Source organism: Streptosporangium nanhuense (genome assembly GCF_059358815.1).
In genome coordinates this window covers 67874-93899 of sequence record NZ_JCADBG010000029.1, presented here as the reverse complement: position 1 = coordinate 93899, position 26026 = coordinate 67874, and the positions used below count along the sequence as shown (strand labels likewise).

Annotated in this window: 26 protein-coding genes; 15 read left to right on the top strand and 11 right to left on the bottom strand. The window is 72.8% G+C overall.

Annotated features, from left to right (window positions below; all coding sequences use genetic code 11):
• The first annotated feature begins 38 nt into the window (after window positions 1-38).
• On the top strand, window positions 39-1022 hold the full coding sequence (locus tag AC5L38_RS38360) for a helix-turn-helix transcriptional regulator (RefSeq protein WP_495247721.1): 984 nt from the start codon (window positions 39-41) through the stop codon (window positions 1020-1022).
• A gap of 163 nt (window positions 1023-1185) precedes the next feature.
• Here the strand turns inward: AC5L38_RS38360 and AC5L38_RS38355 are convergent, their stop codons facing one another.
• A complete protein-coding gene (locus AC5L38_RS38355) occupies window positions 1186-1785 on the bottom strand; it encodes a CGNR zinc finger domain-containing protein (protein WP_495247720.1) in 600 nt (199 codons plus the stop codon).
• Between the two features lie 88 nt (window positions 1786-1873).
• Between AC5L38_RS38355 and AC5L38_RS38350 the strand changes: the two genes are divergently transcribed.
• Window positions 1874-2656: an MBL fold metallo-hydrolase gene (locus tag AC5L38_RS38350; protein WP_495247719.1), complete on the top strand. Its 783-nt coding sequence runs from the start codon at window positions 1874-1876 to the stop codon at window positions 2654-2656.
• Window positions 2657-2706: 50 nt separating this feature from the next.
• On the opposite strand, the gene AC5L38_RS38345 is transcribed toward AC5L38_RS38350, so the two are convergent.
• Both AC5L38_RS38345 and AC5L38_RS38340 read right to left on the bottom strand, forming a co-directional pair.
• The gene (locus tag AC5L38_RS38345; RefSeq protein WP_495247718.1) at window positions 2707-3864 is read right to left on the bottom strand and encodes an LLM class flavin-dependent oxidoreductase; all 1158 of its coding nucleotides are present in this window, start codon (window positions 3862-3864) and stop codon (window positions 2707-2709) included.
• 40 nt (window positions 3865-3904) lie between these two features.
• Window positions 3905-5128, bottom strand: coding sequence for an SfnB family sulfur acquisition oxidoreductase (locus AC5L38_RS38340; protein ID WP_495247717.1), 1224 nt, complete (start codon window positions 5126-5128; stop codon window positions 3905-3907).
• A 175-nt stretch (window positions 5129-5303) separates the two neighbouring features.
• Between AC5L38_RS38340 and AC5L38_RS38335 the strand changes: the two genes are divergently transcribed.
• Entirely contained in the window at window positions 5304-6560 is a 1257-nt protein-coding gene (locus AC5L38_RS38335; protein WP_495247716.1) for a hypothetical protein, read from the top strand.
• A 193-nt stretch (window positions 6561-6753) separates the two neighbouring features.
• Here the strand turns inward: AC5L38_RS38335 and AC5L38_RS38330 are convergent, their stop codons facing one another.
• Window positions 6754-8136, bottom strand: a complete 1383-nt coding sequence (locus AC5L38_RS38330) for a S41 family peptidase (RefSeq protein WP_495247715.1) — start codon at window positions 8134-8136, stop codon at window positions 6754-6756.
• An 88-nt stretch (window positions 8137-8224) separates the two neighbouring features.
• Between AC5L38_RS38330 and AC5L38_RS38325 the strand changes: the two genes are divergently transcribed.
• On the top strand, window positions 8225-8878 hold the full coding sequence (locus tag AC5L38_RS38325; protein ID WP_495247714.1) for a response regulator transcription factor: 654 nt from the start codon (window positions 8225-8227) through the stop codon (window positions 8876-8878).
• The gene (locus AC5L38_RS38320; RefSeq protein WP_495247713.1) at window positions 8875-10026 is read left to right on the top strand and encodes an ATP-binding protein; all 1152 of its coding nucleotides are present in this window, start codon (window positions 8875-8877) and stop codon (window positions 10024-10026) included. Before AC5L38_RS38325 ends, AC5L38_RS38320 begins: the two co-directional genes overlap by 4 nt.
• Before the next feature lie 66 nt (window positions 10027-10092).
• Here the strand turns inward: AC5L38_RS38320 and AC5L38_RS38315 are convergent, their stop codons facing one another.
• The 5 genes from AC5L38_RS38315 to AC5L38_RS38295 form a co-directional block, all read right to left on the bottom strand.
• Window positions 10093-11118 carry an aldo/keto reductase gene (locus AC5L38_RS38315; RefSeq protein WP_495247712.1) on the bottom strand — a complete coding sequence of 342 codons (1026 nt, stop codon included), beginning with the start codon at window positions 11116-11118 and terminating at the stop codon, window positions 10093-10095.
• A 136-nt stretch (window positions 11119-11254) separates the two neighbouring features.
• Window positions 11255-11689 (bottom strand): PPOX class F420-dependent oxidoreductase, encoded by a 435-nt coding sequence (locus AC5L38_RS38310; RefSeq protein ID WP_495247711.1) that lies wholly within the window; start codon window positions 11687-11689, stop codon window positions 11255-11257.
• A gap of 82 nt (window positions 11690-11771) precedes the next feature.
• Window positions 11772-12404: a maleylpyruvate isomerase family mycothiol-dependent enzyme gene (locus tag AC5L38_RS38305; protein ID WP_495247710.1), complete on the bottom strand. Its 633-nt coding sequence runs from the start codon at window positions 12402-12404 to the stop codon at window positions 11772-11774.
• 114 nt (window positions 12405-12518) lie between these two features.
• Window positions 12519-13814: an RNA polymerase sigma factor gene (locus AC5L38_RS38300; RefSeq protein ID WP_495247709.1), complete on the bottom strand. Its 1296-nt coding sequence runs from the start codon at window positions 13812-13814 to the stop codon at window positions 12519-12521.
• A gap of 2 nt (window positions 13815-13816) precedes the next feature.
• Entirely contained in the window at window positions 13817-14164 is a 348-nt protein-coding gene (locus AC5L38_RS38295) for a YciI family protein (RefSeq protein ID WP_495247708.1), read from the bottom strand.
• 345 nt (window positions 14165-14509) lie between these two features.
• Between AC5L38_RS38295 and AC5L38_RS38290 the strand changes: the two genes are divergently transcribed.
• From AC5L38_RS38290 to AC5L38_RS38265, 6 genes are all read left to right on the top strand, one after another.
• On the top strand, window positions 14510-14917 hold the full coding sequence (locus tag AC5L38_RS38290) for an ArsR/SmtB family transcription factor (protein WP_495247707.1): 408 nt from the start codon (window positions 14510-14512) through the stop codon (window positions 14915-14917).
• A gap of 1 nt (window position 14918) precedes the next feature.
• Window positions 14919-15563 carry an SRPBCC family protein gene (locus AC5L38_RS38285; RefSeq protein ID WP_495247706.1) on the top strand — a complete coding sequence of 215 codons (645 nt, stop codon included), beginning with the start codon at window positions 14919-14921 and terminating at the stop codon, window positions 15561-15563.
• 144 nt (window positions 15564-15707) lie between these two features.
• Window positions 15708-16199: an SRPBCC family protein gene (locus tag AC5L38_RS38280; RefSeq protein ID WP_495247705.1), complete on the top strand. Its 492-nt coding sequence runs from the start codon at window positions 15708-15710 to the stop codon at window positions 16197-16199.
• Window positions 16200-16542: 343 nt separating this feature from the next.
• Window positions 16543-17319: a hypothetical protein gene (locus tag AC5L38_RS38275; protein WP_495247704.1), complete on the top strand. Its 777-nt coding sequence runs from the start codon at window positions 16543-16545 to the stop codon at window positions 17317-17319.
• A gap of 683 nt (window positions 17320-18002) precedes the next feature.
• Window positions 18003-18557, top strand: a complete 555-nt coding sequence (locus AC5L38_RS38270) for a hypothetical protein (RefSeq protein ID WP_495247703.1) — start codon at window positions 18003-18005, stop codon at window positions 18555-18557.
• A 15-nt stretch (window positions 18558-18572) separates the two neighbouring features.
• Window positions 18573-19427, top strand: coding sequence for a hypothetical protein (locus AC5L38_RS38265; protein ID WP_495247702.1), 855 nt, complete (start codon window positions 18573-18575; stop codon window positions 19425-19427).
• Between the two features lie 79 nt (window positions 19428-19506).
• Here the strand turns inward: AC5L38_RS38265 and AC5L38_RS38260 are convergent, their stop codons facing one another.
• On the bottom strand, window positions 19507-19911 hold the full coding sequence (locus AC5L38_RS38260; protein ID WP_495247701.1) for an ATP-binding protein: 405 nt from the start codon (window positions 19909-19911) through the stop codon (window positions 19507-19509).
• Window positions 19912-20142: 231 nt separating this feature from the next.
• Window positions 20143-21651: a M1 family metallopeptidase gene (locus AC5L38_RS38255; protein WP_495247700.1), complete on the bottom strand. Its 1509-nt coding sequence runs from the start codon at window positions 21649-21651 to the stop codon at window positions 20143-20145.
• A 187-nt stretch (window positions 21652-21838) separates the two neighbouring features.
• Between AC5L38_RS38255 and AC5L38_RS38250 the strand changes: the two genes are divergently transcribed.
• The 4 genes from AC5L38_RS38250 to AC5L38_RS38235 all read left to right on the top strand — a co-directional run bounded on the left by AC5L38_RS38250 (window position 21839) and on the right by AC5L38_RS38235 (window position 25950).
• Entirely contained in the window at window positions 21839-22339 is a 501-nt protein-coding gene (locus tag AC5L38_RS38250) for a methylated-DNA--[protein]-cysteine S-methyltransferase (protein WP_495247699.1), read from the top strand.
• A gap of 52 nt (window positions 22340-22391) precedes the next feature.
• On the top strand, window positions 22392-22883 hold the full coding sequence (locus AC5L38_RS38245) for an RNA polymerase sigma factor (protein ID WP_495247698.1): 492 nt from the start codon (window positions 22392-22394) through the stop codon (window positions 22881-22883).
• A complete protein-coding gene (locus tag AC5L38_RS38240; RefSeq protein WP_495247697.1) occupies window positions 22880-23500 on the top strand; it encodes a methylated-DNA--[protein]-cysteine S-methyltransferase in 621 nt (206 codons plus the stop codon). Before AC5L38_RS38245 ends, AC5L38_RS38240 begins: the two co-directional genes overlap by 4 nt.
• A 524-nt stretch (window positions 23501-24024) precedes the next feature.
• Window positions 24025-25950 (top strand): APC family permease, encoded by a 1926-nt coding sequence (locus AC5L38_RS38235; protein ID WP_495247696.1) that lies wholly within the window; start codon window positions 24025-24027, stop codon window positions 25948-25950.
• Window positions 25951-26026 lie beyond the last annotated feature (76 nt).

The following is a 26026-nucleotide window of genomic DNA, read 5'->3' as shown; positions in this document are numbered from 1 at the left end:
CTATGTGAGGTTGGCAAACGTGCGGGACAATGACCGGCATGCGCGCGAGCCGGCTGCTCTCACTCCTGCTGCTCCTGCAGACCCGGGGGCGGATGACGGCCACCGAGCTGGCAGGGGAGCTGGAGGTCTCCATCCGCACGGTCTACCGCGACGTGGAGGCGCTGTCGTCGGCCGGGGTGCCGGTCTACGCCGACCGCGGCCCCGCCGGCGGATACCGCCTGCTCGACGGCTACCGCACCCGGCTCAACGGCCTGACCGCCGAGGAGGCGTCCTCGCTGTTCCTGGCCGGGCTGCCCGGTCCCGCCGCCGACCTGGGGCTGGCCGAGGTCGCGGCCAACGCCGAGCTGAAGATGCTCGCCGCGCTCCCTCCGGAGCCGCGCTTCCACGCCTCCCGGATGCGCGAGCGCTTCCACCTCGACGTCCCGGGCTGGTACCGCGACGCCGACCCGGCCCCCTTCCTCGGCGAGGTCTCCGAGGCGGTGTGGGAGCAGCGGCCGCTGCGCATGACCTACCGGCGCTGGGGGCCCCGCGACGTCGACCGGCTGGCCCACCCGTACGGGCTGGTCCTCAAGGGCGGGGCGTGGTACATGGTGGCGGTCGCCGGTGAGGGAGGGCCGCGCACCTACCGGGTGTCGCGGATCGTGAGCGCCGAGCTCGCGGCGGGGCACTTCGAGCGCCCCGCCGACTTCGACCTGCCCGCCTTCTGGCGTGAGCACACCGCCGACTTCCGCGAGCGGATGTACACCGGCGAGGCCGTGGTGCGGATGGCGCCCGGCACCGAGGGGATGCTGAGCTACACGGTGGGTGCCGAGGTCGCCGAGGCCGCGCTCGCCGGGGCGGGACCGCCAGACGAGCACGGCTGGGTCGTGCTGCGCCTGCCGACCGAGTCCACCAGGCACGCCTGCTGGCAGCTGCTGCGCCTGGGCGCCGACATCGAGGTGCTGGAGCCGCCCGAGCTGCGCGAGCTGATGACCGCCACCGTCGCCGAGCTCGCCACGCTGTACGGCACGGGCCCCGGCTGATCCCCTCGATCCCCGCTGATCCCCGCTGGTTCCGGGTGATCCGGCCTGACCCGCGAGGTCACGGCCGGGGTCTCGGTGAGACGGCCGTGGCCCCTGTGGCCCCTGTGGCCCCCATGGCCCCCATGACGGCTCGCGGGCCAGGGGGGCCACGACCCGCCGTCCGTCAGTCCGCCTCCGGCCGGGTGCGCCGGGCGTAGGCGCGGGCGGCGCGGGCGCGGTCGCCGCAGCGGGTGGAGCACCAGTGGCGGCGGCCGTGGCGCAGCAGATAGCGGTTGCAGGGGGCGGACCCGCAGGCGGTGAGGCGCTCGGCGTCGGGGCCGGTGAGGAGGTCGGCCGTATCGGCCGCGAGGGTCGCCAGGGCGTGGTCGAGGATCTCGTCGAAGGGGTGCGGGGCCGCGCGGTAGGGGCCGGTCCTGTCGTCCCAGCGCAACAGGGCGGCGGTGGGAACCCTGGTCAGCGCGTCGTTGACGGCGGACAGGGCGGCGGGCGGGGCGGGAAGCCCGTCGACGCGGGCGGCGAACAACACTCTGAGGTGTTCGCGCATCGAGCGCAGTTGCGTCGTGCACTTCTCTCGCAGTCCCGCGCCGGCCGGAGCGAGGCCGTGTCCCGTGAGCCACCGGCTCGCCGCCTCGGGGGTGCCGAGGAGGTCGAGGACGTGCCCGCCGGGCAGCGCGAGGGCGCTGTTGACGAAGTCGAGGGCGAGATGGCGCTCCGCCCCCGGCGCGGGCGGGGGCGGGGGCTCGGCGGTCGGGGGCGCGCTCATGACTCTCATGGTACGGCTTGCATTCATCCGTGAGAAACGACTACCGTCCTTCACGGATAACCAAGCATTCATCCGTGAGGAGTTCTCCATGGCCGCCGCCGGTACGACCCACGAGCAGGTTCCCGTCCGCGTCTTCGGCGGCCCGACCGCCCTCTTCGAGTACGGCGGCCTGAGGTTCCTCACCGACCCCACCTTCGACCCGCCCGGCGACTACCCGAGAGAGGGGCGCAGGGTCCTGACCAAGACCGCGCCCTCCTCCGCCGGTCCCGCCGACCTCGGCCGCGTCGACGTGGTCCTGCTCTCCCACGACGAGCACCCCGACAACCTCGACAACTCCGGCAGGGCGCTGCTCGCCGACGTCCCGCTCACCCTCACCACACCTGACGGCGGGCGGCGCCTGGGAGGCGGGGCCAGGGGGCTGGCCGACTGGGAGCCGGTCGAGCTCGACCGCCCCGGCGGCGGCACGCTCACCGTGACGGGCGTGCCCGCCGTCCACGGGCCCGGCGCGCGCGAGGAGGTCGAGCCGATCACCGGCCAGGTCGTCGGATTCGTCCTGACCGGTGAGGGCCTGCCCACGGTGTACGTCAGCGGCGACAACGCCTCGCTCGACGTGGTGAAGGAGATAGCCGGGCGCTTCGGCCCGGTGGACACCGCGATCCTCTTCGCCGGGGCTCCCCGCTTCCCCGCCCTGTTCGACGGCGCGCCGATCGTCCTCGACAGCGTCCAGGCCGCCGAGGCCGCCGGGATCCTCGACGCCCGGCGGGTGGTTCCCGTCCACTACGACAGCTGGGCGCACTTCACCGAGGGCCGCGACGACCTGGTGGCCGCCTTCACCGCCGCCGGGCTGGTCGACCGCCTGGACCTGGTCTGACCTGGTCTGACGACCGGCGACACCGGGAGCGAGGGGGAGGGGAGCGTCGCTCAGCGCGATCCGGTGGACGCGAACGGGATCGAGGCCGGCTCGTGCGCGGGCGCCGCGTCGGGGTGTTCCCACAACCCGCGCTCGCGCAGGATCGGCAGCACTCCCTCGCCGAACCAGTACGCCTCCTCCACGTGCGGATGGCCCGACATGACGAATTCGGTGATGCCCAGGCGGGCGTACTCCTCGATCCGGTCGGCCACATCGGTGTGGCTGCCGACCAGCGCGGTGCCCGCGCCGCCGCGGACCAGCCCGACCCCGGCCCACAGGTTGGGGGAGATCTCCAGCCCGTCGCGGCTGCCGCCGTGCAGGGCGAGCATCCGCTTCTGGCCTTCGGACTCGCTGCGGGCCAGGCCCGCCTGCACCTTCTCGATCGTGGCCGGGTCGATGCCGTCGAGCAGCCTGCGGGCCTGCGTCCACGCCTCGTCGGAGCTGTCCCTGCTGATCACGTGCAGCCGGATGCCCTGCCGCAGCGTGCGCCCCTCGGCGGCGGCCAGGCCGTTCACCCAGTCGACCTTCTCGGCGACCGCGGCGGGCGGCTCGCCCCAGGTGAGGTACGCGTCCACGTGCCGGGCCGCGACCCGGCCCGCCGCCGGGGAGGACCCGCCGAAGTAGATGTCGGGCACCGGGTCGGGGACCCGGTTCAGCCTCGCGCCCTCGACGCGCAGGTGCTCCCCGGTGAAGTCGACGCTCTCGCCGCGCCACAGCGCCCGCACGATGTGCAGGAACTCGTCCGTCCGCGCGTACCTGGCGTCCTTGTCCAGGAAGTCGCCGTACGCGCGCTGCTCGTGGCTCTCGCCGCCGGTGACGACGTTGAGCAGCAGGCGCCCGCCCGAGTGCCGCTGGAAGGTGGCGCCCATCTGCGCGGCCAGGGTCGGCGTGACCAGGCCGGGCCGGAAGGCGACCAGGAACTTCAGCCGTTCGGTGGTCTCGGTGAGCATGGCCGTGGTCAGCCAGGCGTCCTCGCACCATGCGCCGGTCGGCGTCAGCGCGCCGACGAAGCCGAGGTGCTCGGCGGCGTGCACGATCTGCCGCAGGTAGGCCAGCGTGGCGGGGCGGGCGCCGCCGGCCGCTCCCGCGGGCAGGCCGTGGCCGCCGCCGACGATGTCGCGGCTGTCGCCGTAGGTGGGGAGGAACCAGTGGAACGTCAGGTTTGTCATGGCACTTCCGTCGTCGGTCGCGGTCTTCTGGCGGGATGGGCTAGAGCAGGCCGTGGCGGGGCGGGAGCCGCCCGTTGAGCACGTAGCGGCCGATGTGCTGGATCTTCCAGCGGGCGGGGTCGTGCAGCGTGTGCGTCCTGGCGTTGCGCCAGTGGCGGTGCAGGTTGAGGCCGTCCAGGCCGGCGCGGGTGCCGCCCAGCTCGAAGACCGCGCTGCCCAGCTCGACCGCGACCGGGTCGACGTAGGCCTTCGCGGTGGCCACCGCGATGGACGCGGCGGCGGCCGACTCCTCGGTGAGGTCCGCGGCGGCCGCGTCGACCTCCCGGCCGGCCGCGGCCAGCAGCGCCTCCGCGGCACGCACCTTGATCGCCAGCTCGCCCGCCCGCTGGACGACGAGCGGGTCCTCGGCGGCACTGTCCACCCCGCTCTCGAACCAGGGCCTCGCCTTGGTGCGGACGAACTCCAGCGCCTCGGCCAGCGCCCCGCCGGCGATGCCCACGTCGATCGCGGCGTGCAGGAGCTGGGCCACCGCGCCGTGCAGCTGCGGCCCGGTGAACGTCAGGTGGTGCGGCACCACGCGGTTCGCGGGCACGCGCACGTCGTCGAGGCGCACGGTGCCGCTGGCCGTGGTCCGCTGGCCCATCCCGGCCCAGTCGTCGATCACCGTCAGCCCGTCGGCGTCCCTCGGCACGTACGCCACGTGCAGCGTCTCGTCCTCGTGCCTGGCCAGCACCGGGATCCAGTGCGCGAACAGCGCGCCGGTGCTGTAGTGCTTGACCCCGCGCAGCAGGAAGCCGTCCTCGCCGTCGGGCACCAGCCGCGTGCGGTAGTCCTGCACGTGCTTGGTGCCCGCCTCGGACTGCGCGTTGCCGAGCCTGGCGCCGGCGAGCACCTCGCCGAAGAAGAACTTGCGCTGTTCGGGGGTGCCCTGGCGGCGGAGCACGTTGACGTAGACGAAGTGGCTCTGCGGGATCTGCGCGATGTTCGGGTCGGCGGCGGCCAGCAGGCGCACCACCTCGGCGAGGGTCTGGGCGCTCACCTCCGCGCCGCCGTGCTCGCGCGGCACGGTGATCGCGAGGAGCCCGCTCGCGGAGAGCCGGTCCAGTTCCGCGACGGGCAGCAGCCGCCCGGCGTCGCGTTCGGCGGCGCCGGGCGCGAACTCGGCCGCCAGCGCGCGGGCCGTGGCGATCGCCTCCGCGTCGTCGGCGATCACATGCGCCCCCGGCAGGCCGGGGGCCCGGGACGTCGTGCTGTCGGTAGTCATACTGGATCCGTTCTGCGGGTCACGTTAGGATCACCCTAATTCCTGCATAAATGGTAGGCAATATCCGCTTTGACGGTGTACGACGACAGGCCGGGCGATCGAGCCGCTGTACGCGGAGTTGACAGTTCTCCACTTTTCCTCCCTGAGCCCGGTGCCGGGAGCCGGCCGGCGCGCCGTGCTGGAGCGCATCCTGCCGACCCTCGTCCTGGCCTGGCAGGCGATGATCATCATCGGCCAGCGGCAGGACGGCCGCTGGAGCGAGACCACGATCACGATCGGCAGGCTCGGCCTGGTGCTGTCGCTGCTGACCCCGCTGCTCGGCATGGCCTCCCAGATCGTCCCCCTGCTCGCCTTCCTGGCCCCGGGCCCGTTCGTGCGGTTCAACGTCTTCCACGTGGTGTGGCTCGTCCGCTCCGCCCGCGAGCTCACCGGCCCCGGCGCGCCGGCCGCCTCCCGGGGCGGGCCCTCCCACCCGCTCAGGGCGACCCTGGCGGCGGCCGTACTCCTGCCGCTGCTCGTGGTGATCCAGCCCGAGGAGACGCCCCGGCTCACCTACGGCGGCGGCTGGGAGGACGAGTGCGCCGAGTGGACCTTCACGCACCGCCGCTACGGCGACACCGGGCCGCGAGACAGGGAGAAGGCGTTCCTCTGCCACGCGCGCGCCCGGACGTACGACACCCCGTCGATGTTCCCCGACACCCTCCCCGACCAGTACGTCCTCTCCTACGGCAGGCACCTGTGCGCCGCGTCGGGCGGGGAGGAGCGGGAGGCGCTGCTCGCGCGGGCCGGGAGCGCGCGCGGCACGTGGGGCGCCGACCCGAAGGTCCTGGTGTTCCTGTGTCCCGAGGCGATGGCCGCGCGCGAGCCCGGCCTGCCGCGTTCCGAGGCCGAGGTGGGCGCGGACGAGGATCGTCACGTGGCCGCGTCGAACGCCCGTTGCGCCGACCCCTGGCCGGGGCTGCGGGCCCGGCGGCAGGGGACGGCGGCGTACTTCCTGTTCGAGGGCGGGGGATACTACGTCTACGACGCCGGGGACGAGACCTCCGACGAGGGGGCCTTCGAGGCGGCCTCGGACGACGGGTTCGTCGGCTCCGCCGGCAGCTCGGCCGCCGTGGTGACCTACGGCGAGAACGAGCCGATGTGCCTGACCGTCAAGGCGTTCGGCTCGGTTCCGCCGCCCCGGCTCAAGGGCTGGGACCAGGTGGCCGAGGTCGGCATCGTCAGCCGCAGCGGCCATCTGGGGGTACCCGAGTACTCCGAGGGCGGCGACGAGGGAGCCGGGGCGCCCCTGCCCAACCTGGCGGTGAAGGGCGCCGGACGCTACCGGCTGCGGGTCTACGCCCGGGAGTCGGCCGAATTCGAGGAGCACCTCGTCGTGGTCTTCCCCGGCCGGTCCACCAGGAAGATCGTGTACCGGCCCGTCGCACGATAGGCGCCTCGCGCGGACGCGGGCGCCGTCCAAGCCCCGGATCGGGCGCTCCCCGCGCGAACGCGGGCCGGGCGGGCGGGCCGGCGGAACCGCGGCCCGCCCGCCTTGAGGCGCTCAGAGGTACTCAAAGGTACTCAAAGGTACTTCGAGGACCCCGTACGGTCCGCCGGCACACCCACGCCCGCGGACCATGCGGCTACAGCAGCGAGAGCGCCTTGGACAGGCCCGGGTCGCGCCCGGTGGCCAGGTCGAGGGCGGTCAGGGGAGCGTGGTGGTCGACCGGCACGCCGACGGTGTCGATGATCTCGCGGTCGGGGCCGAGGTGGCGGACCTTGGGCAGGAGCAGGACGCTGCCGTCGTCGAGGAGATACCCCGCGGCGGGGCCGGAGACGGCTCCGGCGGTGCGGGTCCCGACGAGGGTGCCCAGCTTGTTGCCCTTGACGGCCGCGCTGAAGTCGTCGCAGGCCGAGGCGCACCCGCGGTCGGTGAGGACGACCAGGCGCAGGCCGAGCAGCGGGACGCTGTCGTCGGTCCTGTTGGGCACGCAGTCGCCCTTGAGCGGGCAGAAGTAGCTGGTGATCTTCCCGTGCGCGAACGCGCCGAGCAGCCGCGTCACCTCGCGGGGCGACCCGCCGCCGTTGCCGCGCAGGTCGAGGACCACCGCCTTGGGCCCGCCCTTCAGCTTGGCGATGACCTGGTCGGCGGCGCCCTCGTAGAACCCGGGCAGCTGGACGTAGGCGACGCCGCCGGGCAGCGTCCTCGACGTCACCGCCGGAGGCTGCCGTGTGATCGGGCCCTCCTTGAGCTCGATCGTGCGGGTCCGTCCCGTGGTGGGACGCTTGAGGGTGATCCGCGTCAGGTCGGCGGCGGTGACGGCGTCGACGAAGCCCTGGTTCACCTTGTCCCCGACGAACGGCGTCACGCCGTTGACCTTGACCACGATGTCGCCGGGTCTGACGCCGGCCTTGGCCGCGGGGCTGCCGGGCAGGACGCGGGTGATGAACAGCGGAGGCCGGGCCGCCGGGTCGAGCTGGGGACCCTGCTGGGCGGAGATGCCCGCGATGCCCGTTCCGACCGGCCCGTCCGGCTCGCCCTCCGGCGGCGGGGTCGGCCTGGCCACCCGGGCGTGGTTGTCGTGCAGCCCGGCGACCATGCCGGTGATCGCGGCGCGCAGCGCGGCCGGGTCGCCGGTGCCCAGGACCTTCGCGACGGCGGCCCAGTCGGTGCCGCGGTCGCCGGTCAGGGCGGGCAGCTGGAGACCGGCCCGGTCGGCGTCGCGCCGCATCAGGTCCCGGGTGTAGGCGGAGAAGGCGTTCTTCAGCGGCTCTTTCGAGTCCATCGCCGGGCCGCCGTAGTAGTTGTCCAGCACGCAGAAGTACGCCTGCCGGAGCGTGTTCACCGAGGTCGGCGGCACCGGCTCCGGCGGGGGCGCCGTGGCCGGCGCGCAGTCCCCGCCCTGGGCCGCGGCCGACGGCGAGGCGGGTTTCGGCCGGGGCGTCGAGGCCGACGCGGGCATGGACGCGGACACCGCCACGGAGCAGGCCGTCACCAGGAGGGCCGCGCGGAGAGTTCTGATCATGGCGGCCAGCGTGGCCGGAGGCGGGTTGCACGGCGGTGAACGAAATGGTTAACGCCGCTGTTACCCCCCTTCGGGTAAGAACGTCGGCATGCGGGTTCTGGTGGCCGAAGACGAACGTGACCTGGCCGATCTCGTGGCGGTGGGACTGCGCCGCCACGCCATGGCCGTCGACGTGGTGTACGACGGGGCCGCGGCGGCGGAACGGCTGGCGCTGCACGACTACGACGTGCTCGTGCTGGATCGGGACCTGCCCAGGATGCACGGCGACCTCGTGTGCCGCGAGCTGGTGGCGCGCGGGAGCCGTACGCGGATCCTGATGATGACGGCGGCGGCGTCGGTGCCGGATCGGGTCGAGGGGCTCGGGATGGGCGCCGACGACTACCTGCCCAAACCGTTCGACTACGCCGAACTGGTCGCGCGGGTGAAGGCGCTGGGACGGCGCAGCCTGTCGCGGGTGCCGCCGGTGCTGAGGCGGCATGGCATCGTGGTCGACACGCACCGGCTCCAGGCGTCGCGGGACGGACGGCACCTGCACCTGTCGCTCAAGGAGTTCGCCGTCCTGGAGGTGCTGATGCGGGCCGACGGCGCGGTCGTGAGCTCCGAGCGGCTGCTCGAGGAGGCCTGGGACGAGAACGCCGACCCCTTCACGACGGTGGTGCGGGTCGTGGTCAGCCGCCTGCGGGCGAAACTGGGCGACCCGCCGTGCGTCCAGACGATTCCCGGCGCGGGGTACCTGCTGTGACGACGGTGCGGGTACGGCTGACGCTGATCTACTCCGGGCTGTTCCTGCTCACCTCGGTCGTCCTGCTCACCTCGGTCAACCTGCTGCTGAGCGAGGCGCTGCACACGCGGATCGCACGGTTCCCGGTGCCCCAGCCCCCCGAGCCGGGCGCGCCGATGCCGGGGATGCCGGGGTCGCCGGGGATGCCGGGGTCGCCGGACAGGCCGGCGCCGGTGCCGCTGCCCGGACTGGTGGACGACGTCATCGGCTACCAGTGGGAGGTGACCGCGCTGACGGTGGTGGTCCTGACGCTGGTGTCGGTGGTCGTCGGATGGCTGGTCGCCGGGCGGATCCTGCGGCCCGTCCACCGGATCACCGCCACCGCGCGGCGGCTGTCGCTGTCGAACCTGCACGAACGGATCGCGCTCACCGGGCCGAAGGACGAGCTGAAGGAACTGGCCGACACCTTCGACGCGATGCTCGAACGGCTCGAACGCTCGGTCGAGGGGCAGCGGCGGTTCATCGCCAACGCGTCCCACGAGCTGCGCACCCCCCTGGCCGTCCAGCGGGCGGCGATCGAGATCGGCCTCCCCGAGGACGTCGGCGAGATCCGCGACAAGCTCCTGTTCCACAACCGCCGCACCGAGAACCTCATCGACGCCCTGCTGGTCCTGGCCCAGGCCGAACACGGCCTGGAAAGGAGGAGGCCGGTGGCCCTGGACCAGGTGGTGGACCTCGTGCTTGCCGAAAGCGGCTCGGGCGACGTCACCGTGACGGCACGGACGGAACCGTTCGTCGTCCAGGGCGATCCGATCCTGCTGAACCGGCTCGTCACCAACCTCGTCGACAACGCGGTCCGCCACAACCATCCCGGCGGGACCGTCGAGGTGACGCTCGCCCGCGGGATCCTGACCGTCAGGAACACCGGCCCGGAGGTGCCGTGGGAGCGTTTCGGCGATCTCTTCGAACCCTTCCGGCGGCTGCACACGACCCGGGAGCAGGGGGCCGGGCTCGGGCTGTCGATCGTCGCGTCGATCGCGAAGGCGCACGGCGCCGGCGTGCAGGCGACCCCCAACCCGGGGGGCGGGCTGGAACTCATCGTGGTGTTCGCCGGGCACCGGGGGCGGGAGACCCGGCAGGCGTCCCCCGCCTCGCTGTCGTGGACATGACGGCGCGCGTGCTCCCGGTGCTCCCCGTGCTCGCGTCGGTGACGGCTCCGGCGGTGACCTCCGTGATCATGACCGGGCGCGCGGCTCCGTGGGCGCCCTGCCGAACACCCACGGGTCGGCCTCGCATTCGGCGATGAAGTCGCCGGGAAATCCCGCCTCGAACCCCGTCGCCGACTCCAGGCGCCGGACCGCCTCCTCGGGCAGGACGACGCCGACCGCGCCCAGGTTGTCGGTGAGCTGCTCGACGTTCCTCGCGCCGACGATCGGGTGGACGGCGGGGGAGCGGGCACGGGTCCAGGCGATCGCCACCTGGGCCGGCGTGACGCCCAGCTCGCCCGCGACCTCCCGTACGGCACCCGCGACCGCGTGGTCCCGCGCGGTGAGGGAGCCGGGATCGACCCGGGTGGCCCCCTCCGCTCTCTCAGCGGCCTCCCGGCCGGCGAACTTCCCCGACAGCACGCCACCGGCGAGCGGCCCCCAGGCGGCCACGCTCATCCCGAACGCCTCGGCCATCGGCAGCAGCTCCCGCTCGACGTCGCGCTTGAGCAGGTTGTACGGCACCTGCAGGCCCGCGAACGGCGTCCAGTCCCGCCACTCCGCCAGGGTGTTGGCGCGGCTGACCAGCCATGCCGGCGCGTTGGAGACGCCCACATAGAGGATCTTCCCGGCGCGTACGGCGTCGTCCAGCGCCCGCATCGTCTCCTCCACCGGGGTGTGGCGGTCCCAGACGTGCACCCAGTGCAGGTCGATGTGGTCGGTCCGCAGCCGCCGCAGGCTGCGCTCCAGGGACAGGGTGAGGTTCTTGCGGTGGTTGCCGGCGGCGTTCGGGTCGTCGTGGTCGCGCGAGAGCGTGTACTTGGTGGCGACGACGAAACGGTCGCGGCGGCCGGTGAGGAGCTCGCCGAGGATCTCCTCGCTCTCGCCGTAGGCCGAGGCGGTGTCGACGACGTTGCCTCCGGCGTCGGCGTAGGCGTCGAGCATCGCCCGGTACTCCTGCGGCACGTCGGGGCCGCCGCGCTCGTAGAAGGTCATCGCGCCGAAGAACAGCTCGGAGACCCGCAGCCCGGTACGGCCCAGCGGTCGGTAACGCAAAAAGGGTCCTTCCTGAGGATCGGTGTTCGTGGGATTCGCGGAAGCCGTGCTCGAAGGAGCCGTCTGGAACCGTCCTGCCGGAGCCGGGCCGCCTCGTACGGCTTCGCGGAAGGTGGAAGTTTGAGCCCGCGCCCTCTCAGGCCACCTCGCGCGCCGACATCTCGAAGGAGCTGGTGTCGATGCCCCACGCCAGGATCCGCCGCGGGCGGATCAGGATCCACGCGGGGTCGAAGGGGAACGGCGCCTCGAGGCGCTCGCCCACCCGCTCCCCGCCCTCGGTGTACGTCCGCGCGTACCCCCGGATCTCGATCCCGCGCGGTGTCCACGGCTCCACGGCCGCGAGGTCGTCGATGACGAACGACACGTCCGGGTGGTGCCACGCGTCACGGAACTTCTTGCTCGCGGCCATGCCGGAACCGGCGACCCCGCCGATCACGATCGCCCCGGCCTCGGGGTCGTAGACGACCCCCACCGGCCTGACCGTCGGCCTGCCGTCGCGGCCGACCGTGGCGAGGCGTCCCAGTGGCTGACCGGTCAGGTACGCGATCTCGCCGTCGGTGAATGCGCTCATGGGGGCGAGCCTGGCAGCCGGGACCGCGCCCGGGGAGGCCGTGGTGAGACCAGCCCCCGCAGGGCCACGATCCCGGCGCCCCCTACAGGGCGGCCGCGACCCGCTCGACGCCCGGCCCGGACAGGCCCGCCAGCCCCGCGGCCCGCCCGGTCGCCAGCAGCAGGAGGTCACCGGCCGGACCCCGGATCTCGTCCGGCCCCTCACCGGCCGACCAGTCCAGGTCGGTGGCGACCAGCCGCGTACCGCGTAGACGCCTGGGAGCGCCGTAGAAGCCGGTGCCCAGGACGCGGCCGAGTCCCGCGACCGCCCGCTCGGCGGGCGTCTCCCGCACGCGCCCGAGCGGGCGCGCGATGTCCTGGCCGTGCACCAGCACGTCGACGAGCGTGTCCAGCGGGCGGGAGCCGAGCCCGCGGCGCCGTGAGCCCGCCGTCTCGCGGAGCTGCGCGACGAGCTCCGCGGGCCCGAACCTGGCCGCCCGGTCCCGCGCCTGGTCGGCGAACACCCGGTCGATGTCGCCCCGGGTCCGGATCGCGCGTTTGATCGTGTCGAGGACCAGGGCGTGCGTGGAGAGCGTCAGGTGAGCGGCCACGTCGTGGATCGTCCAGCCGGGGCAGAGGGAGGCGGCCCGCCACTCGTGGTCGTCGAGCTCGCCGAGAAGCGCCGCGACGCCAAGCCGTTCGTCCGCCGTCCAGGCGAAAATCTCTTCGTCATCCATGCAGGGCTCTTCTCGGTCAGGTGTCCATGTGGTGGTGAGGGTTCGCGGCGGGACGCACCCGCGACGGTTCCCGGTAAGGCGTCCACGCGGTGGTGACGGCGGCATGTCCCGCCGTCAGGGGGTGGCCGTGCCGTCGGGGCCGCGGGTCTCGACCATGTCGAGCCTGCGCAGCAGGTGTGCCCGTTCGGGGTCGGTGCCGGCCAGGCCGAGCGCCTCCCGGTAGGCCGCCGCGGCCTCGGGGAGGCGCCCGAGGCGGTGCAGCAGGTCCGCCCGTGCCATCGGGTAGGGGTGGTGGTCGTGCAGCCTCGGCTCGCCGGCCAGCTCGTCGAGCAGTGCCAGGCCCGCCTCCGGCCCGTCGCGCATCGCCACCGCCGCGGCCCGGTTCAGCGCGATCACCGGGGACGGCGTGAGGGCGAGCAGCACGTCGTAGAGCGCCACGATCTGCGGCCAGTCGGTGGTCGCGACGTCCGCGGCCTCGTCGTGCAGGGCGGCGATCGCGGCCTGCACCCCGTACGGGCGGGGCGGTCCGCCGGTCAGCGCGACGAGCACCAGGACACGGCCCTCCTCGATCATGGCCCGGTCCCACCGGCCGCGGTCCTGGTCGTCGAGCAGCACGATCTCGCCGTCCGGGCCGGTGCGTGCCTCGCGCCGGGCGTGGACCAGCAGCATCAGCCCGAGCAGCCCGGCGACCTCCCGCTCGGCCGGCAGCAACCGGCGCAGGATCCTGCCCAGCCGGACGGCCTCCTCGGCGAGGTCGAGCCGCTGCAGGTCCGGGCCCGAGCTGGCCGCGTACCCCTCGGTGAAGATCGAGTAGATGACCTGGAGCACCCCCGGCAGGCGCTCCGGCAGCTCGTCGGCACCGGGCACGCGGAACGGGATGCGAGCCTCGCGGATCTTCCTCTTCGCCCGTACGATCCGCTGGGCCATCGTCGCGGGCGGGACGAGGAAGGCCCGCGCCACCTCGGGCGTCGTCAGCCCGGCGAGACAGCGCAGGGTCAGGGCCGTGCGGTCCTCGGCGGGCAGGGCAGGGTGGGCGCAGGTGAAGAACAGCAGCAGCCGCTCGTCGGGGAGGTCGCCGTCCGCGTCCGCGGGCGGGGCGGGGGCGGCCCGGTCCGCCTCCACCTGCAGGACGGCGAGCCGGGCGGCGTAGGTCCGGTCCCGCCGCAGCCGGTCGACGGCCCGGCGCCGGGCCGTCGTCAGCAGCCAGGCCCCGGGCCTGGCCGGAACCCCCTCGGCCGGCCAGTGCACCAGAGCCGCCTCGACGGCCTCGGAGGCGACCTCCTCGGCCAGGTCGAGGTCGCCGAAGCGGTGGACGAGGGAGGCGAGCAGCCGGCCGCGTTCCTCGCGGAACACCGACTCCACCGACGACCTGGCACCGGCGACCCCCTCGTCCCGGCCCCCGCCCGCCACCGTCAGGCCTCGAACTCGTCGATCGGCCGCACCACGACCGACCCGCCGTAGCGGGCGCCGGGGCAGCGGGCGGCCCAGTCGAGCGCGACGTCGAGGTTCGGCACGTCGATGACGTCGTAGCCGCCGAGGATCTCGCGGGTCTCGGCGAAGGGCCCGTCGGTGGTGACGCTCCGCTCGCCCGCCGGGCCGACCCGGACCGTCGTGGCGGTGCTCACGTCCTTCAGCGCGTACCCGGAGACCAGGACCCCCGCCTCCCGCAGCGCCTTGTCGTAGGTCACCCACTCCTCGAAATCGCACTGGACGTCTCCGTCGGCCGCCGGGGCGCCGTACATCAGCAATATGTACTTCATGGTCTGGCTCCTTCGTGTTCTGTCGCGTCCTCGCGTGACGGGCCGCCCTTCACCATGACGACGAACGGGGTACGGCCGGATCGACACGCCCCGGCAATTCCTCGGAGACTTCCCGGGACGAGCCTGGCGGCCCTCGCCCGAGGCCGCTTCGCGACGGCCGGGAACGGGTGCGAATCTCGCCGGCCCCGTGAGGCGACCGGCCGGGCACGGGCCCCTCGAACGAGTGTTCCTCATCGACGTCCCGCCGCGAAACCGGCCGGGAAGGGTCGCCGAACGGGAGCCGCTCATGCGGCACCCATATATCACCCTTGACTTATATAAGTGCAGGCCGGTACGATCTCCGTCGTGCACGCGTTCGACATCCTCGGCGACCCCGTGCGCCGGCGCATTCTGGAGCTGCTCGCCGACGGCGAGCGGACCTCCGGGGCGATCACGGACGTCATCCGGGCCGAGTTCGCCATCTCCCAGCCGGCCGTCTCCCAGCATCTGCGTGTGCTGCGTGACAGCGGGTTCGCGTCGGTGCGGGCCGAGGGCGCCCGGCGGTTCTACGCTGTCGAGCCCACGCCGCTGAGCGAGGTCGACGCGTGGCTGGACCGGTTTCGCCGGTCCTGGGAACAACACTTCGACGCCCTGAGGACCGAGCTGGCCCGGGGCAGGCGTGCACGCCTGCCCCGGGCCGGCGGGAAACCCGCCCGGCAGGCCGGGTCCGGCACCGATACGGGCAGAACCGATCCCCTACCGACAGAGGCATGACATGAAAGACGTACTGGACGAGCTGGCCGCCGTGCGCCGGGCGATGGGCGACGGCACACTACCCGCCGGCGAGGCCTACACCGTGGAGCTGCGACGCCGATACGACGCGGAGGTCGACGACGTCTGGGACGCCATCACCAGCCCCGAACGGCTGGGCCGCTGGCTGAAGCCGGTCACCGGGGACCTTCGGCCTGGCGGGAAGTTCGAGCTGGACGGTGGTGAGCACGGCGACATCCTCCGGTGCGAGCCGCCGCGTCTGCTCAAGGTGTCCTGGCTCTACGGACCGGACGCCGACGCCTGGCCCGGCACGAGCGAGGTGGAGGTGCGCCTGGTCCCGGGCCCCGCCGGCGACACGGAGCTCGAACTGATCCACGCGGCGTTCGTCGGGGAGCCCTCCTTCCCCACCTACGGCCCGGGCGCCGGCGGCGTCGGCTGGGACCTGGCCCTGCTCACCCTGGCCCGGTTCCTGGCCGACGGTGAGATCGCCGACCACGAGGAGTTCGAGAACTCGCCCGAAGGACGCGAGTTCGCCCGGCGCAGCGCCGCGGCCTGGGGCCAGGCTCATCTGGCCGCCGGTGGCGAACCGGAGCACGTCGCCGCCGCGGTCGAGGCCACCACCAGGTTCTACGCACCCGACCCGGCCTGACGTCCCTGCCGCGACGGGCCGACCGGCGCCCTCGCGGATCACACGCCCGCCCCTCACCTCACGGACACAGGACGCGGTGCCCTCAGCAGAGGAGCGCGGCGAGCAGTACGAAAGCACGTCGTCCCACACCCGGAAGGAAAGCCCATGAGATACACCGTCTCCAGCGAGATCGCCCTGCCGCGGGAGAAGGCGGTCCAGCTGCTCGCCGACCCGGCACACCTGCCGAAATGGCTGCGGGGCCTGGTGCTGCACGAGCCGCTGAGCGGGGAGCACGGGCAGCTCGGCACCACGTCGCGGGTCGTGATGCGGATGGGCCAACGGAAGATCGAGTGCACCGAGACCATCACACGCCGGGAACCGGCGGATCTGCGCGAGATCCCGGAAACGAGCGTCGTTCACTTCGAACGCGAGATCGTCGGCGAGGGCATGTGGAGCGCCGTGCGCGACCGGCTGACCGAAGCCGGCCCGGAGACGACGCTCTGGGAGAGCGAGAACGAATACCGGTTCAGCGGCTTCGCGATGAAGCTGGTAGGACTTCTGATGCCCGGTGCCTTCCGCAAGCAGTCGCGACAGCACATGCGGGACTTCAAGGCGTTCGCCGAGCGGGGAAAGGACGTCCGCGAAGCGACGGACTGATCTGCCGTGACCGGTCAGGCGTCCGGCGGCGCGACGTGTCGATCGTCTTTTCGTGCACAGATGACCGCCGGGGCAAGCTCCACCGGCGCTGTCCGGAGGACCGTCGCCGAAGGCGGCGAGGCCGGCGCCGCTCCGCAGCCATCCAGGGATCCGGTGGATCTGTTCGGCCCGCCGCGGCGCCGTCACGATGATCCGGCGGGCGCCACGCGGCGTCTCCGGGACGCCGGGCTTCTAGGGTTCTACGCATGCTCAAGACATTCCCGGCCGCGACGGCCGTCCCCCGCGCTGTCGGCCACGCCGGCAGGCGCGTCACCGAGCGCCGGCTGCCGGCCAGGGGGACGACGTGCCCCTGATCCCGCCGCGGGAGAGCCGCCGCCGGAGACTCGCGTGGATCACGCTCACCGTGGCCGCGGTCCTCCTCGGCGCCGCCACGGCGTTCACCGCGATCGCCTTCCCCTCCTTCGCGGCCACCACCTGCCCCGGCTGCTACGGCCTGGAACGGCTCCGGCCCGGCCTGTACGCGGAACCGGGCCTGTCGCCATCCCGGCGCGAGCACGTCATCGTGGTCGTCGAGCAGGCGAAAGAGCGGGTACGGGCCTTCTTCGGAGGACGAAAAGGCTCTCCGGACATCCTCGTGTGCCTGTCCGAGGACTGCTACCGCAAGATCGGCGGCGGCCGCGAACGCGGCATCGCCATACTGAACCGGTCGGTGATGCTTTCTCCGCGCGGCGTCGACCCCGTGATCGCCTCGCACGAGCTGACCCACGTGGAACTCCACGCCCGCCTCGACGGCGCCGACGTCCCGCAGTGGTTCGACGAGGGCCTGGCCGTCCTGGTCAGCGACGACCCCCGCTACCTCGCCCCGACCGGCGACCGCTGCCTGGCCGACCCCGGCGGGCCCCTCCCGGCCACGCTCGACGAATGGCTGCGCGCGGCGTCGGCGGATCCCCGGCTGTACGCCAAAGCCGCCTGCCAGGTGAGTCGCCGGGCGGGAGCGAGCGGCGGGAAAGAGGCCGTGCGAACCCTCGTCGAACGGCTGTCGGCGGGACAGGCCTTTTCACATATTCAAACACCGGCCACGGACCCCGCCCCCACGGCGACGAGATCGCCCTCACCCTGAACGACGGCGACGCGGTTTCGTCCAGGCGCTCGGGTACCTTTTCCGTCCACGGGACGGGATCGCGGCTCAGGTGCGGTTCGGCGGCTCATCGGGCCTTTCTTGACGGCACTCTGGTTCGCGCCGCCGGGTGGGGGAGCGGCGCGAATCCGGCGCCGAAACAGCCGAAGGAGGGGAGGGCGGTTTCGGCCATGTCCGGTCGTCCTGCCCGGCGACAGTGAGGCGACAGTGAGGCGCCTGTCCTGCCTTCGCGGTGGACCTCGCCCTGTTCACGCGGCTCACCGGGATCAGGCTCTTGATCTACATTGTAAAGGCGTCGGGCTGGTGCAAAAACACGAATAGCACAACAAAACCCTCGCACCGACGAGACCGGCCGAACGGTCGTGTGTCGCCGCGGAATTCGATGGCGGAAAATCGGCTTCCATTTCCGGCCTATGGGACATTGCACTCAAAACCCTTGTTAAACCGATTATCTGACGAATCATCGGGATGCACAAGAAATCGCAATTCATATCATGACGAAACGCTGCTCAACAATTTTGAATTTCTTGACACCGTAGAAATGCGATGACACTTTGTTTATGCCCGGCGCGTCGATCGAGGTCAGCGCTGCGTGCGTTCTCAACCGCAAGACAGGGGGCGTGACAGCCCCCTGATCCCGTTCGACTCAGCTCGGAGGTGCGGTCATGCGTCACTCCTTTCGCAGGATCTCCACAACAGCCGGCATCGTGGGCGCGGTGCTTCTCGCGATGTCGCAGACCTCGGCGGTCGCGGCCCCGGTGCGGGCCGCCCCCCCGCCCGCTCCCGCCCCGGTCCCGGGGCCCGCCCCGGCGGGGGGCGAGGCGAACTCGAGGAACTCGGGTTCCCCGGAGAACGGCCGGGCGCCCGCCGCGGTGTGCGTCTTCCAGACCAGGGGCGACTACGTCCACGTCTCCAGCTCCGCCTTCGAGGCCTCCGGGCACGGCTGGTGGGTCAACGGCAACTGCAACGCCACACTGGCGATAGTCACGGTCCAGCTGCAGCAGTACTACGCTGACGGCAGCTGGAGAAACGCCGGTACGCCCGGCAGCGCGACGGTGAGGTCCGGCGGCGGCGCGGGCAACCGCGCGACCGGCCGGGCGGGTTGCACCAGCGGCAGCCTGACGGGGTGGCGTAGCGTCATCGACGTGGACCTGGTCGGCCTGGCCGACGACCCGGGCAAGCTCTTCACCCCGGGGCAGAACATCTACTGCAGGCGATAACGGGAGAGGGGCGACGTGAGTATCAGGCCCGACGGCACCATGCTCGCGGCTCTGTACGGCGAGCTGGCACCGCACCCGTGGCGGGATCCTCTCGTCGCCTCCTGCGACGCCTCCTCCGACGCCTACAGCCTGTTCGTCGCGAGGTCGTCGGCGATGGGATGGCTCACCGAGGCCGTGGGGAACACGTCCGGCGGCCTGTGGGGGATGAACGACGCGGCGCAGGCCCCGGCTCCGGCCACGGAGCCGGGGCCTGCGCGCTTCGCGTGGTTCCAGGTGGCGCTGACCAGGCCGGTCCCGGCCGACCGGCCGCTGCCGGTGCAGGCGTTCCTGGCGTGCGCGGGCGACGTCGTGGCGCGCCTCGGCACCGCTCACCTGCGGGCGGTCCGGGTGCTGCTGCCCGTGCAGAGCCTCGAGGCCCCGGTGGGCACCTCGTCGCGCGTGAGCGCCGTGGTGACCCTGCTCCAGGACGCCGGCTGGTTCGCCGACGGTGACCCGCGCCTGAGGGCGGAGGTGCGGGTGACGCTGGACGGCGGGCAGGATCCGTCCATCCGCTCGGCGGTGCCCGAGATGCTCCGCTGGATGCGGGAGTTCGACCAGGACGTCTTCTCGTGCGGCTCGCTCTTCGCGGGCGATGACGTCTCCACCGGCGGTGAGGGCGAGGCGCTCCTGGAGCCCGCCGTCGTCGACGAGGTGTGGCACGGGCCCACCCACCACCGGGTCACCTTCTACGGCACCCTCGCGGAGTGGTCGCCGGCCGCCCTGGGCTGGCTGGCCGCCTTCCTCGCCGACGCGGCCTTCCAGCACGGGGTCGCCACCCCGTTGATGCTCACGGTCGATCTTCCCGCGGGGCCCGATCCGCGCGCTGACTGATCTCGGCGGTGATGGCCCGTGCGCGCCGCGCGCCGTACGGGAGCGCGGGGCGGGTGGCCGGCCGGCCCAGGGCGACCGGTCACCCGGTGCCGGGAGTGGCGTGCAGGCGCATCCGCAACCGGACGTGGGAGCGCCCGCCGCTCTGGCGGATGGTGAGCTCGTCGCAGAGGCGGCCCATCAGCCACAGCCCGAAACCGCGGACCGAGCCCGGGGCGGGCCGGTGGCGGTCGGCCTGGTCGGGGGTGAGGCGCCCGGCGTCGTCGACGACGTCGACGACGAGGTCCGCCTCGTCCTGCCAGACGCTCACGCTGCCGGCCGCGTCGCCGTGTTCCAGCACGTTGATGACGGCCTCGTTGGCCGCCAGCAGCAGGTCGTCGCGTCGCGTCCCGGCCAGGCCCACCTGGCTCATGTAGCGGTACAGGTGCCGGCGCAGGCCGATCAGGTCGGTGCTGATCGGCCAGTGGCCGCGCTGATCGGTGTGCATGCCGGTCCCCTCCGGTGAGTGCCGTCCGTGGCGTTCAGCGGGGGGCTGCCGACGTGTTCGCCATGATCAGAACGGTCGCTGTGAAAGTCGTGAGGAAGTCACTACCCATTCTGACCTGCTCAATCATCGATTCGGCGTGGGAGCGCTCCCTCCCCAGGTGAAACCGCTCTGGTCGCGCTCGCCGTGCCGGTGCCGCCGTCGCCCCCGAAGCGGACGGCGGCACCGGCGGCGCTAGGACCGCCAGTCCGGGTGGCCCGGCATCGGCGGGGTCCGGGCGTCGTAGATCCAGCCGTTGACGTAGCCGGTCAGGTCCCTGCCGCTCACCCGGTTGGCGACCTCGATGTAGTCCCGGGTGCCTGCCGAGCGGCCGCGGAACTCGGCGAAGAAGGTCTTCTCGATCCGCCGGAAGGTGTCCTCGCCGACCATCTCCCGCAGGCCGAACAGCATCAGCAGGCCCGCGGTGTTGGTGCCGACCAGCACGTCGCGGGCGTGCCGCATCTTCCCCGGAGGGCCTGACTCGGCGCGCTTGTCCCCGTCGAAGTCGTAGCGGGCGCGCAGCCCGCGCGAGGGGTCGTCGAGGTCACGCCAGCCCTTCTCGGCGGCGTACAGGACCTGGTAGAACTCGGCGTGGCCCTCGCTGATCCACATCTGGTTCCAGTCGCGCACCGCGACGGCGTCGCCGAAGTACTGGTGGGCCAGCTCGTGGACCATGGTGATCGCGTCGTCGCGGGTGTCCTCCCTGGTCACCCGGCCGCGCTGGTCGGTGCCGGTCAGGTTCTCCACGGCGTAGGTGGACAGGGTGGCGCTCTCCAGGGCGACGCCGTTGTAGCCGCCGGGAACGCCGAGCACGCCGTAGGTCTCGAAGGGGAAGGGGCCGACCTGTTTCTCCATCCAGGTCATCTGCCCGGCGATGCCGTCGACGAGGGCGCGGGTCCTGGCGGCCTGGGCGGTGGCGACGTGGCTGCGCAGCGGCAGGCCGTGCGGTCCCGTGCCCTTGAGCGTGGTGAAGTGGCCGACGGCCACCTGCACGACGTGGGTCGGGATGGGGTCGCGGGTGGCGAAGACGTGGGTGACGCGGCCGGCCTTCTCCGTACGTGAGCGGAGCGTTCCGTTGGCGACCGCCCGCAGGCCCTTCGGGGTGGTGATGCGGAAGGTGACCCTCGCCTTGTCAGCGGGATGATCGTTGCTGGGGAAGTACAGGTGGGCCCGGTCGGGCTGTCCCATGACGGCGAAGCCGTCCTTCTTGCCGACCCAGGCGGTGCGGTGCGGTTTCTCGTCCCTGGGGAAGGCGGGTGACTGCGGGTTGGCGGCGCGGTCGACGCGGTAGGAGACCTCCACGCGGAACGGCCGGCCTCGGGGCAGCACCCGGCCGGGCGTGATCAGCAGTTTCTCCCCCGAGACGCGGAAGGCGGCGGGACGGCCCGCCACGGTCACCTTGGTGATCTTCTCTACCGCGGCGTCCAGGCTGAAGCGGGACAGGGCGTGTGTCGCGGTGGCGTCGATCCTCACCGAGGCGGCCATTTTCGTGGTGCCGGCGCGGTAGTCGTAGCTCACGTCGTAGGAGCCGACGTCGTAGCCGCCGTTGCCCAGGTAGGCGAAGAGCGGGTCGCCCGCGCTCGGCGCGCCGGGCTTGGCGGCCGCCGGGGGCCGGGCCGGTGCGCTCACGCCGCCGCATCCGGTCACCGTCATCGCGGACGCGGTGACCACGGCCAGCACGTCGGGCATTCGAAGGAAGAACATGGCCGTTATCCTTCGCGAACCGGACATCGGTGCCGTTGACGCCGCGTATGCGCCGGCGCTCGGTCACGTATCGGCCGGGTATCGGCAGCCCCGGCCGCTTTTACGGATCTCACGTTTCGCGGTCGCCGGACGTCTTCGAGGGTGAGGGCCGAGGATGGTCCCGTAGCGTGGGAAAGGACGAAGTGTCATGGCCAGGACCCACACCGTCATCGCGTCGCCGCTGGGTGACCTGACCGCGGTCGCCGAGGACGGCGTGCTGAGCGGGCTGTACTTCGAAGGTCACCTTCGCGGCCCCGGGCCGGAAGAGCGGGGCGCCTACCGCGATTCGGGCTTCGAGGAGGTCGGCCGTCAGCTGGGGGAGTACTTCGCCGGCGAGCGGACCGGCTTCGAGCTCCCCCTGGCCCCTCGGGGGGATGAGTTCCAGCGGCGGGTGTGGCGGCTGCTGACGGAGATCCCCTTCGGCGAGACCCGCTCGTACGGGGATCTGGCGCGGCGGCTGGGCAGGGCGTCGCTGGCCCAGGCGGTCGGCGCCGCGAACGCCCGCAACCCGCTGAGCGTGATCGTGCCCTGCCATCGGGTGGTGGGCGCGGACGGCAGCCTGATCGGCTACGCCGGCGGCCTGGAGCGCAAGCGGTTCCTGCTGGACCTGGAGGAGCCGGCCGCCCTGAAGGCGGCGAGGCTGTTCTGAACGGCGCCTTTCGGTCCCGGAAGCGGGGGCGGTCGACGGGCAGGGTGGGAGCATGCGACCTTTCGAGCGGATCGTGACCGACCACGGGGCCATGGTGCTGCGCGTGTGCCGGGCGGTGCTCGGGCCCCAGGACGCGGAGGACGCCTGGTCGGAGACCTTTCTGGCGGCGCTGAAGGCCTACCCGGACCTGCCGCCCGAGGCGAACGTCGAGGCGTGGCTGGTGACGATCGCCCACCGCAAGGCCATCGACGTCACCCGCGCCGCCGGTCGCGCGCCCACCCCGGTGGAGGCGCTGCCGGAGCGTCCCAGCCGTATCGGACGGCCGGAGGAGTGGGACGGCGACCTGTGGCGGGCGCTCGGGGCGCTGCCGGCCCGGCAGCGCCAGGCGGTGGCCTACCACTACCTGGCCGGGCTGCCGTACAAGGAGATCGCGGCCCTGCAGGGCGGGAGCGCCGACGCCGCTCGCAGGGCGGCGGCCGACGGCATCAAGACCCTGCGCGGCACCTATCCGCGACCGGCCGAGCAAAGGGAGGCTGACCGATGACCAGCGCGTCCGGCCCGCACGGCGAGGAGCTGTTCGCGGCGCTCCCCCTCCAGGACGCCCCGGCGATGGCCCGGCTGCGCGGGCGGCTCGCCGAGCGGGCGCGGCGTGAGGGGATCCTCGACGTCGCCTACCGCACCCTGGAGACACCGGTCGGCACGCTGCTGCTGGCCGCCACCGATCAGGGGCTGGTGAGGGTGGCCTACGCCGTGCAGGACCACGACGCCGTGCTGCGTCAGCTCGCCGAGAGCATCAGCCCCCGCGTGCTGTACGCCCCGGCCCGCCTGGAGGAGACGAGCCGCCAGCTGCGGGAGTACTTCGACGGCCGGCGCACCGGGTTCGACCTGCGGCTGGACTGGCGGCTGTCGAAGGGGTTCCGGCGCGAGGTGCTCAGGTGCCTGGGGGAGATCGGTTACGGCCGTACCGAGAGCTACGCCCGGGTCGCCGCCGCCGCGGGCAGCCCGCGGGCGGTGCGCGCGGTGGGCACCGCCTGCGCCACCAACCCGCTTCCCGTCGTCGTGCCCTGCCACCGGGTGGTGCGCTCCGACGGCGGTCCCGGGGGGTACGCGGGCGGCGCCGACGCCAAGCGCGCCCTGCTGGCGCTGGAGGCGGCGGCGTGACCGTCGCGTGAATCGTGTGAATCGCGTGAAGACGTGGGCGTCGCGGCCCGGGGGAGGGGTGGGGCGCCGGGCACCGCGACGTGCCGGAGGCCCTGTGGGACAGGGCGGGAGAACGCGGTGAGACGCCGGCATCCGGGGGAGAGGGGGGGAACCTGGACGAACCGGCGTCAAGAACGCGTATGGATCCGCATGATTTTCTAGGCGCCCGGCGGCCGGACCGGTAGGGAATAGGGGTGTCTCGTCTTCCCCTCCTCCGGCGATCCCTCCCGGCCGCGCTGTGCCGTCCGGGACGCCTCGCCCTCCCCTCACCGGCCGGTGGCCACCTGTCACGCCACCTTCTCGCCGGATCTCCCTCGATTCTCGCGGCCGCGGGACGTGACCGGCGCTAGAGCCCGGACACCGGCACCCGGCGGCGCGCGCTCGCGCCGTCCGGCCCCGCCGGGAGCCGGGCAACGACGTGGATCACAGGGACCGCAGGACCGCGGGGACCGCGGGAATCGCAGGAATCGCAGGGAGAGAATTCAGTGGCAGGTACGTCGGCGCCGGCACGGGTGGACTCGGGGCTGCGGGGGTGGTTGCTGAAGGGGCTGCAACGCTCCGACCCCAGGACCAGCGGCCCCCACCACGAGGAGCCGCCCGAGCGGCAGCACTCCTGGTGGCAGGTGATGTGCCTGACCGGGGTGGACTACTTCTCCACCCTGGGCTACCAGCCGGGCATCGCCGCGCTGGCCGCCGGGGCGCTCAGCCCGCTGGCGACGTTGCTGCTGGTGGCGCTGACCCTGTTCGGCGCGCTGCCGACCTACCGGGCGGTGGCCGGGCAGAGCCCGCACGGGCTGGGCTCGCTGTCGATGCTGGAGCGCCTGCTGCCGGGCTGGCGCGGCAAGCTGCTGGTGCTGTTCCTGCTGGGGTTCGTGGCCACCGCGTTCATCGTGACCATCACCCTGTCGGCGGCCGACGCCACCGCCCACATCCTGCACAACCCGTTCGTGCCGCACTTCCTGGCCGGCTGGCAGGTCCCGGTCACCCTGGCGCTGATCGCCGCCCTCGGCGGGGTGTTCCTGGTCGGGTTCAGCGAGGCCATCTCGATCGCCGTCGTCCTGGTGGCCGTCTACCTGGTGCTGAACGTGGTCGTCCTGGGGACGGCCCTGCACCGGGTGCTCGCCGACCCCGCGCTGGTCACCAACTGGGGTGAGGCGTTGACGGCCGAGCACTCCAGCCCGCTGGCGATGGTCGCCGTCTCGCTGTACGTGATGCCCAAACTCGCCCTGGGCCTGTCGGGCTTCGAGACCGGGGTGGCCGTGATGCCGCTGGTCAAGGGGGACCTGGAGCGGCGGATCGGCGGCGCGCGCACGCTGCTGACCACCGCGGCGGTCATCATGAGCGCCTTCCTGATCACCTCCAGCTTCGCCACCACCGTGCTCATCCCGGCCAAGGAGTTCGCCGAGGGCGGCGCGGCCAACGGGCGCGCCCTGGCCTACCTGGCGCACGAGTATCTGGGTGACGGGTTCGGCACCGTCTACGACCTGTCCACCATCGCGATCCTGTGGTTCGCCGGGGCCTCGGCGCTGGCCGGGCTGCTCAACATCGTGCCGCGCTACCTTCCCCGCTACGGCATGGCCCCCGACTGGTCGCGCGCGGCCCGGCCGATGGTGCTGGTCTTCACCGCCATCTCCTTCCTCATCACCCTGTTCTTCGGCGCCGACGTGGAGTCCCAGGGCGGCGCCTACGCCACCGGCGTGCTCGCGCTGATCCTGTCGGCCGCCGTCGCGGTCACCCTGGCCGCCTGGAACGAGGGCCGCACCCGGGCGGCGCTCTCCTTCGGCGTCATCACGCTGATCTTCGCCTACGCCACCGTGGCCAACATCGTCGAACGTCCCGACGGCCTGGTGATCGCCCTGCTGTTCGTGCTGGCCATCGTGATCACCTCGCTGATCTCCCGGGCCACCCGCTCCACCGAGCTGCGCGTCACCAAGGTCACCCTGGACGACCTGGCCCGCCGCTACGTCAGCGAGGCGGGGGAGCTGCGGCTGATCGCCAACGAGCCGCACGAGCGCGACTGCAAGGAGTACGTCGACAAGGCCCGCGAGGCCTGGGAGCTGCACCGGCTGCGTACCGGCGAGGGGCTGCTGTTCCTGGAGGTGAGCGTCTCCGACGCCTCGGAGTTCGCCGGCGAGCTGCGCGTCATCGGTGAGGAGCGCCACGGGTTTCGCATCCTGCGGATGGAGAGCCCCACCATCGCCAACGCCATCGCCGCCCTGCTGCTGTATCTGCGCGACCAGACCGGCAAGACCCCGCACGTCTACTTCCACTGGGCCGCCGAGGGCAACCCGGTCGGCGCGTTGCTGCGCTACCTCGTCTTCGGCGGCGGCGACATCCCGCCGCTCACCCGCGAGGTGCTGCGCCAGGCCGAGCAGGAGACCGCCCGCCGCCCCCTGGTCCACGTCGGCTGAGGGGGCCCCGGATCGCTTCGGGGGGGTACCAGTGACGCCACGTCATGACCTCACCTGCGAAAATGTCACGGTGAGG

Coding starts and splice junctions, on each gene's coding strand:
- AC5L38_RS38245 (WP_495247698.1), top strand. CDS start 22,392: ATGCGACCTTTCGAGCGGATCGTGACCGACCACGGGGCCATGGTGCTG.
- AC5L38_RS38345 (WP_495247718.1), bottom strand. CDS start 3,864: ATGACAAACCTGACGTTCCACTGGTTCCTCCCCACCTACGGCGACAGC.
- AC5L38_RS38255 (WP_495247700.1), bottom strand. CDS start 21,651: ATGTTCTTCCTTCGAATGCCCGACGTGCTGGCCGTGGTCACCGCGTCC.
- AC5L38_RS38330 (WP_495247715.1), bottom strand. CDS start 8,136: ATGATCAGAACTCTCCGCGCGGCCCTCCTGGTGACGGCCTGCTCCGTG.
- AC5L38_RS38325 (WP_495247714.1), top strand. CDS start 8,225: ATGCGGGTTCTGGTGGCCGAAGACGAACGTGACCTGGCCGATCTCGTG.
- AC5L38_RS38310 (WP_495247711.1), bottom strand. CDS start 11,689: ATGAGCGCATTCACCGACGGCGAGATCGCGTACCTGACCGGTCAGCCA.
- AC5L38_RS38250 (WP_495247699.1), top strand. CDS start 21,839: ATGGCCAGGACCCACACCGTCATCGCGTCGCCGCTGGGTGACCTGACC.
- AC5L38_RS38305 (WP_495247710.1), bottom strand. CDS start 12,404: ATGGATGACGAAGAGATTTTCGCCTGGACGGCGGACGAACGGCTTGGC.
- AC5L38_RS38355 (WP_495247720.1), bottom strand. CDS start 1,785: ATGAGCGCGCCCCCGACCGCCGAGCCCCCGCCCCCGCCCGCGCCGGGG.
- AC5L38_RS38350 (WP_495247719.1), top strand. CDS start 1,874: ATGGCCGCCGCCGGTACGACCCACGAGCAGGTTCCCGTCCGCGTCTTC.
- AC5L38_RS38340 (WP_495247717.1), bottom strand. CDS start 5,128: ATGACTACCGACAGCACGACGTCCCGGGCCCCCGGCCTGCCGGGGGCG.
- AC5L38_RS38285 (WP_495247706.1), top strand. CDS start 14,919: ATGAAAGACGTACTGGACGAGCTGGCCGCCGTGCGCCGGGCGATGGGC.
- AC5L38_RS38295 (WP_495247708.1), bottom strand. CDS start 14,164: ATGAAGTACATATTGCTGATGTACGGCGCCCCGGCGGCCGACGGAGAC.
- AC5L38_RS38360 (WP_495247721.1), top strand. CDS start 39: ATGCGCGCGAGCCGGCTGCTCTCACTCCTGCTGCTCCTGCAGACCCGG.
- AC5L38_RS38280 (WP_495247705.1), top strand. CDS start 15,708: ATGAGATACACCGTCTCCAGCGAGATCGCCCTGCCGCGGGAGAAGGCG.
- AC5L38_RS38260 (WP_495247701.1), bottom strand. CDS start 19,911: ATGCACACCGATCAGCGCGGCCACTGGCCGATCAGCACCGACCTGATC.
- AC5L38_RS38270 (WP_495247703.1), top strand. CDS start 18,003: ATGCGTCACTCCTTTCGCAGGATCTCCACAACAGCCGGCATCGTGGGC.
- AC5L38_RS38240 (WP_495247697.1), top strand. CDS start 22,880: ATGACCAGCGCGTCCGGCCCGCACGGCGAGGAGCTGTTCGCGGCGCTC.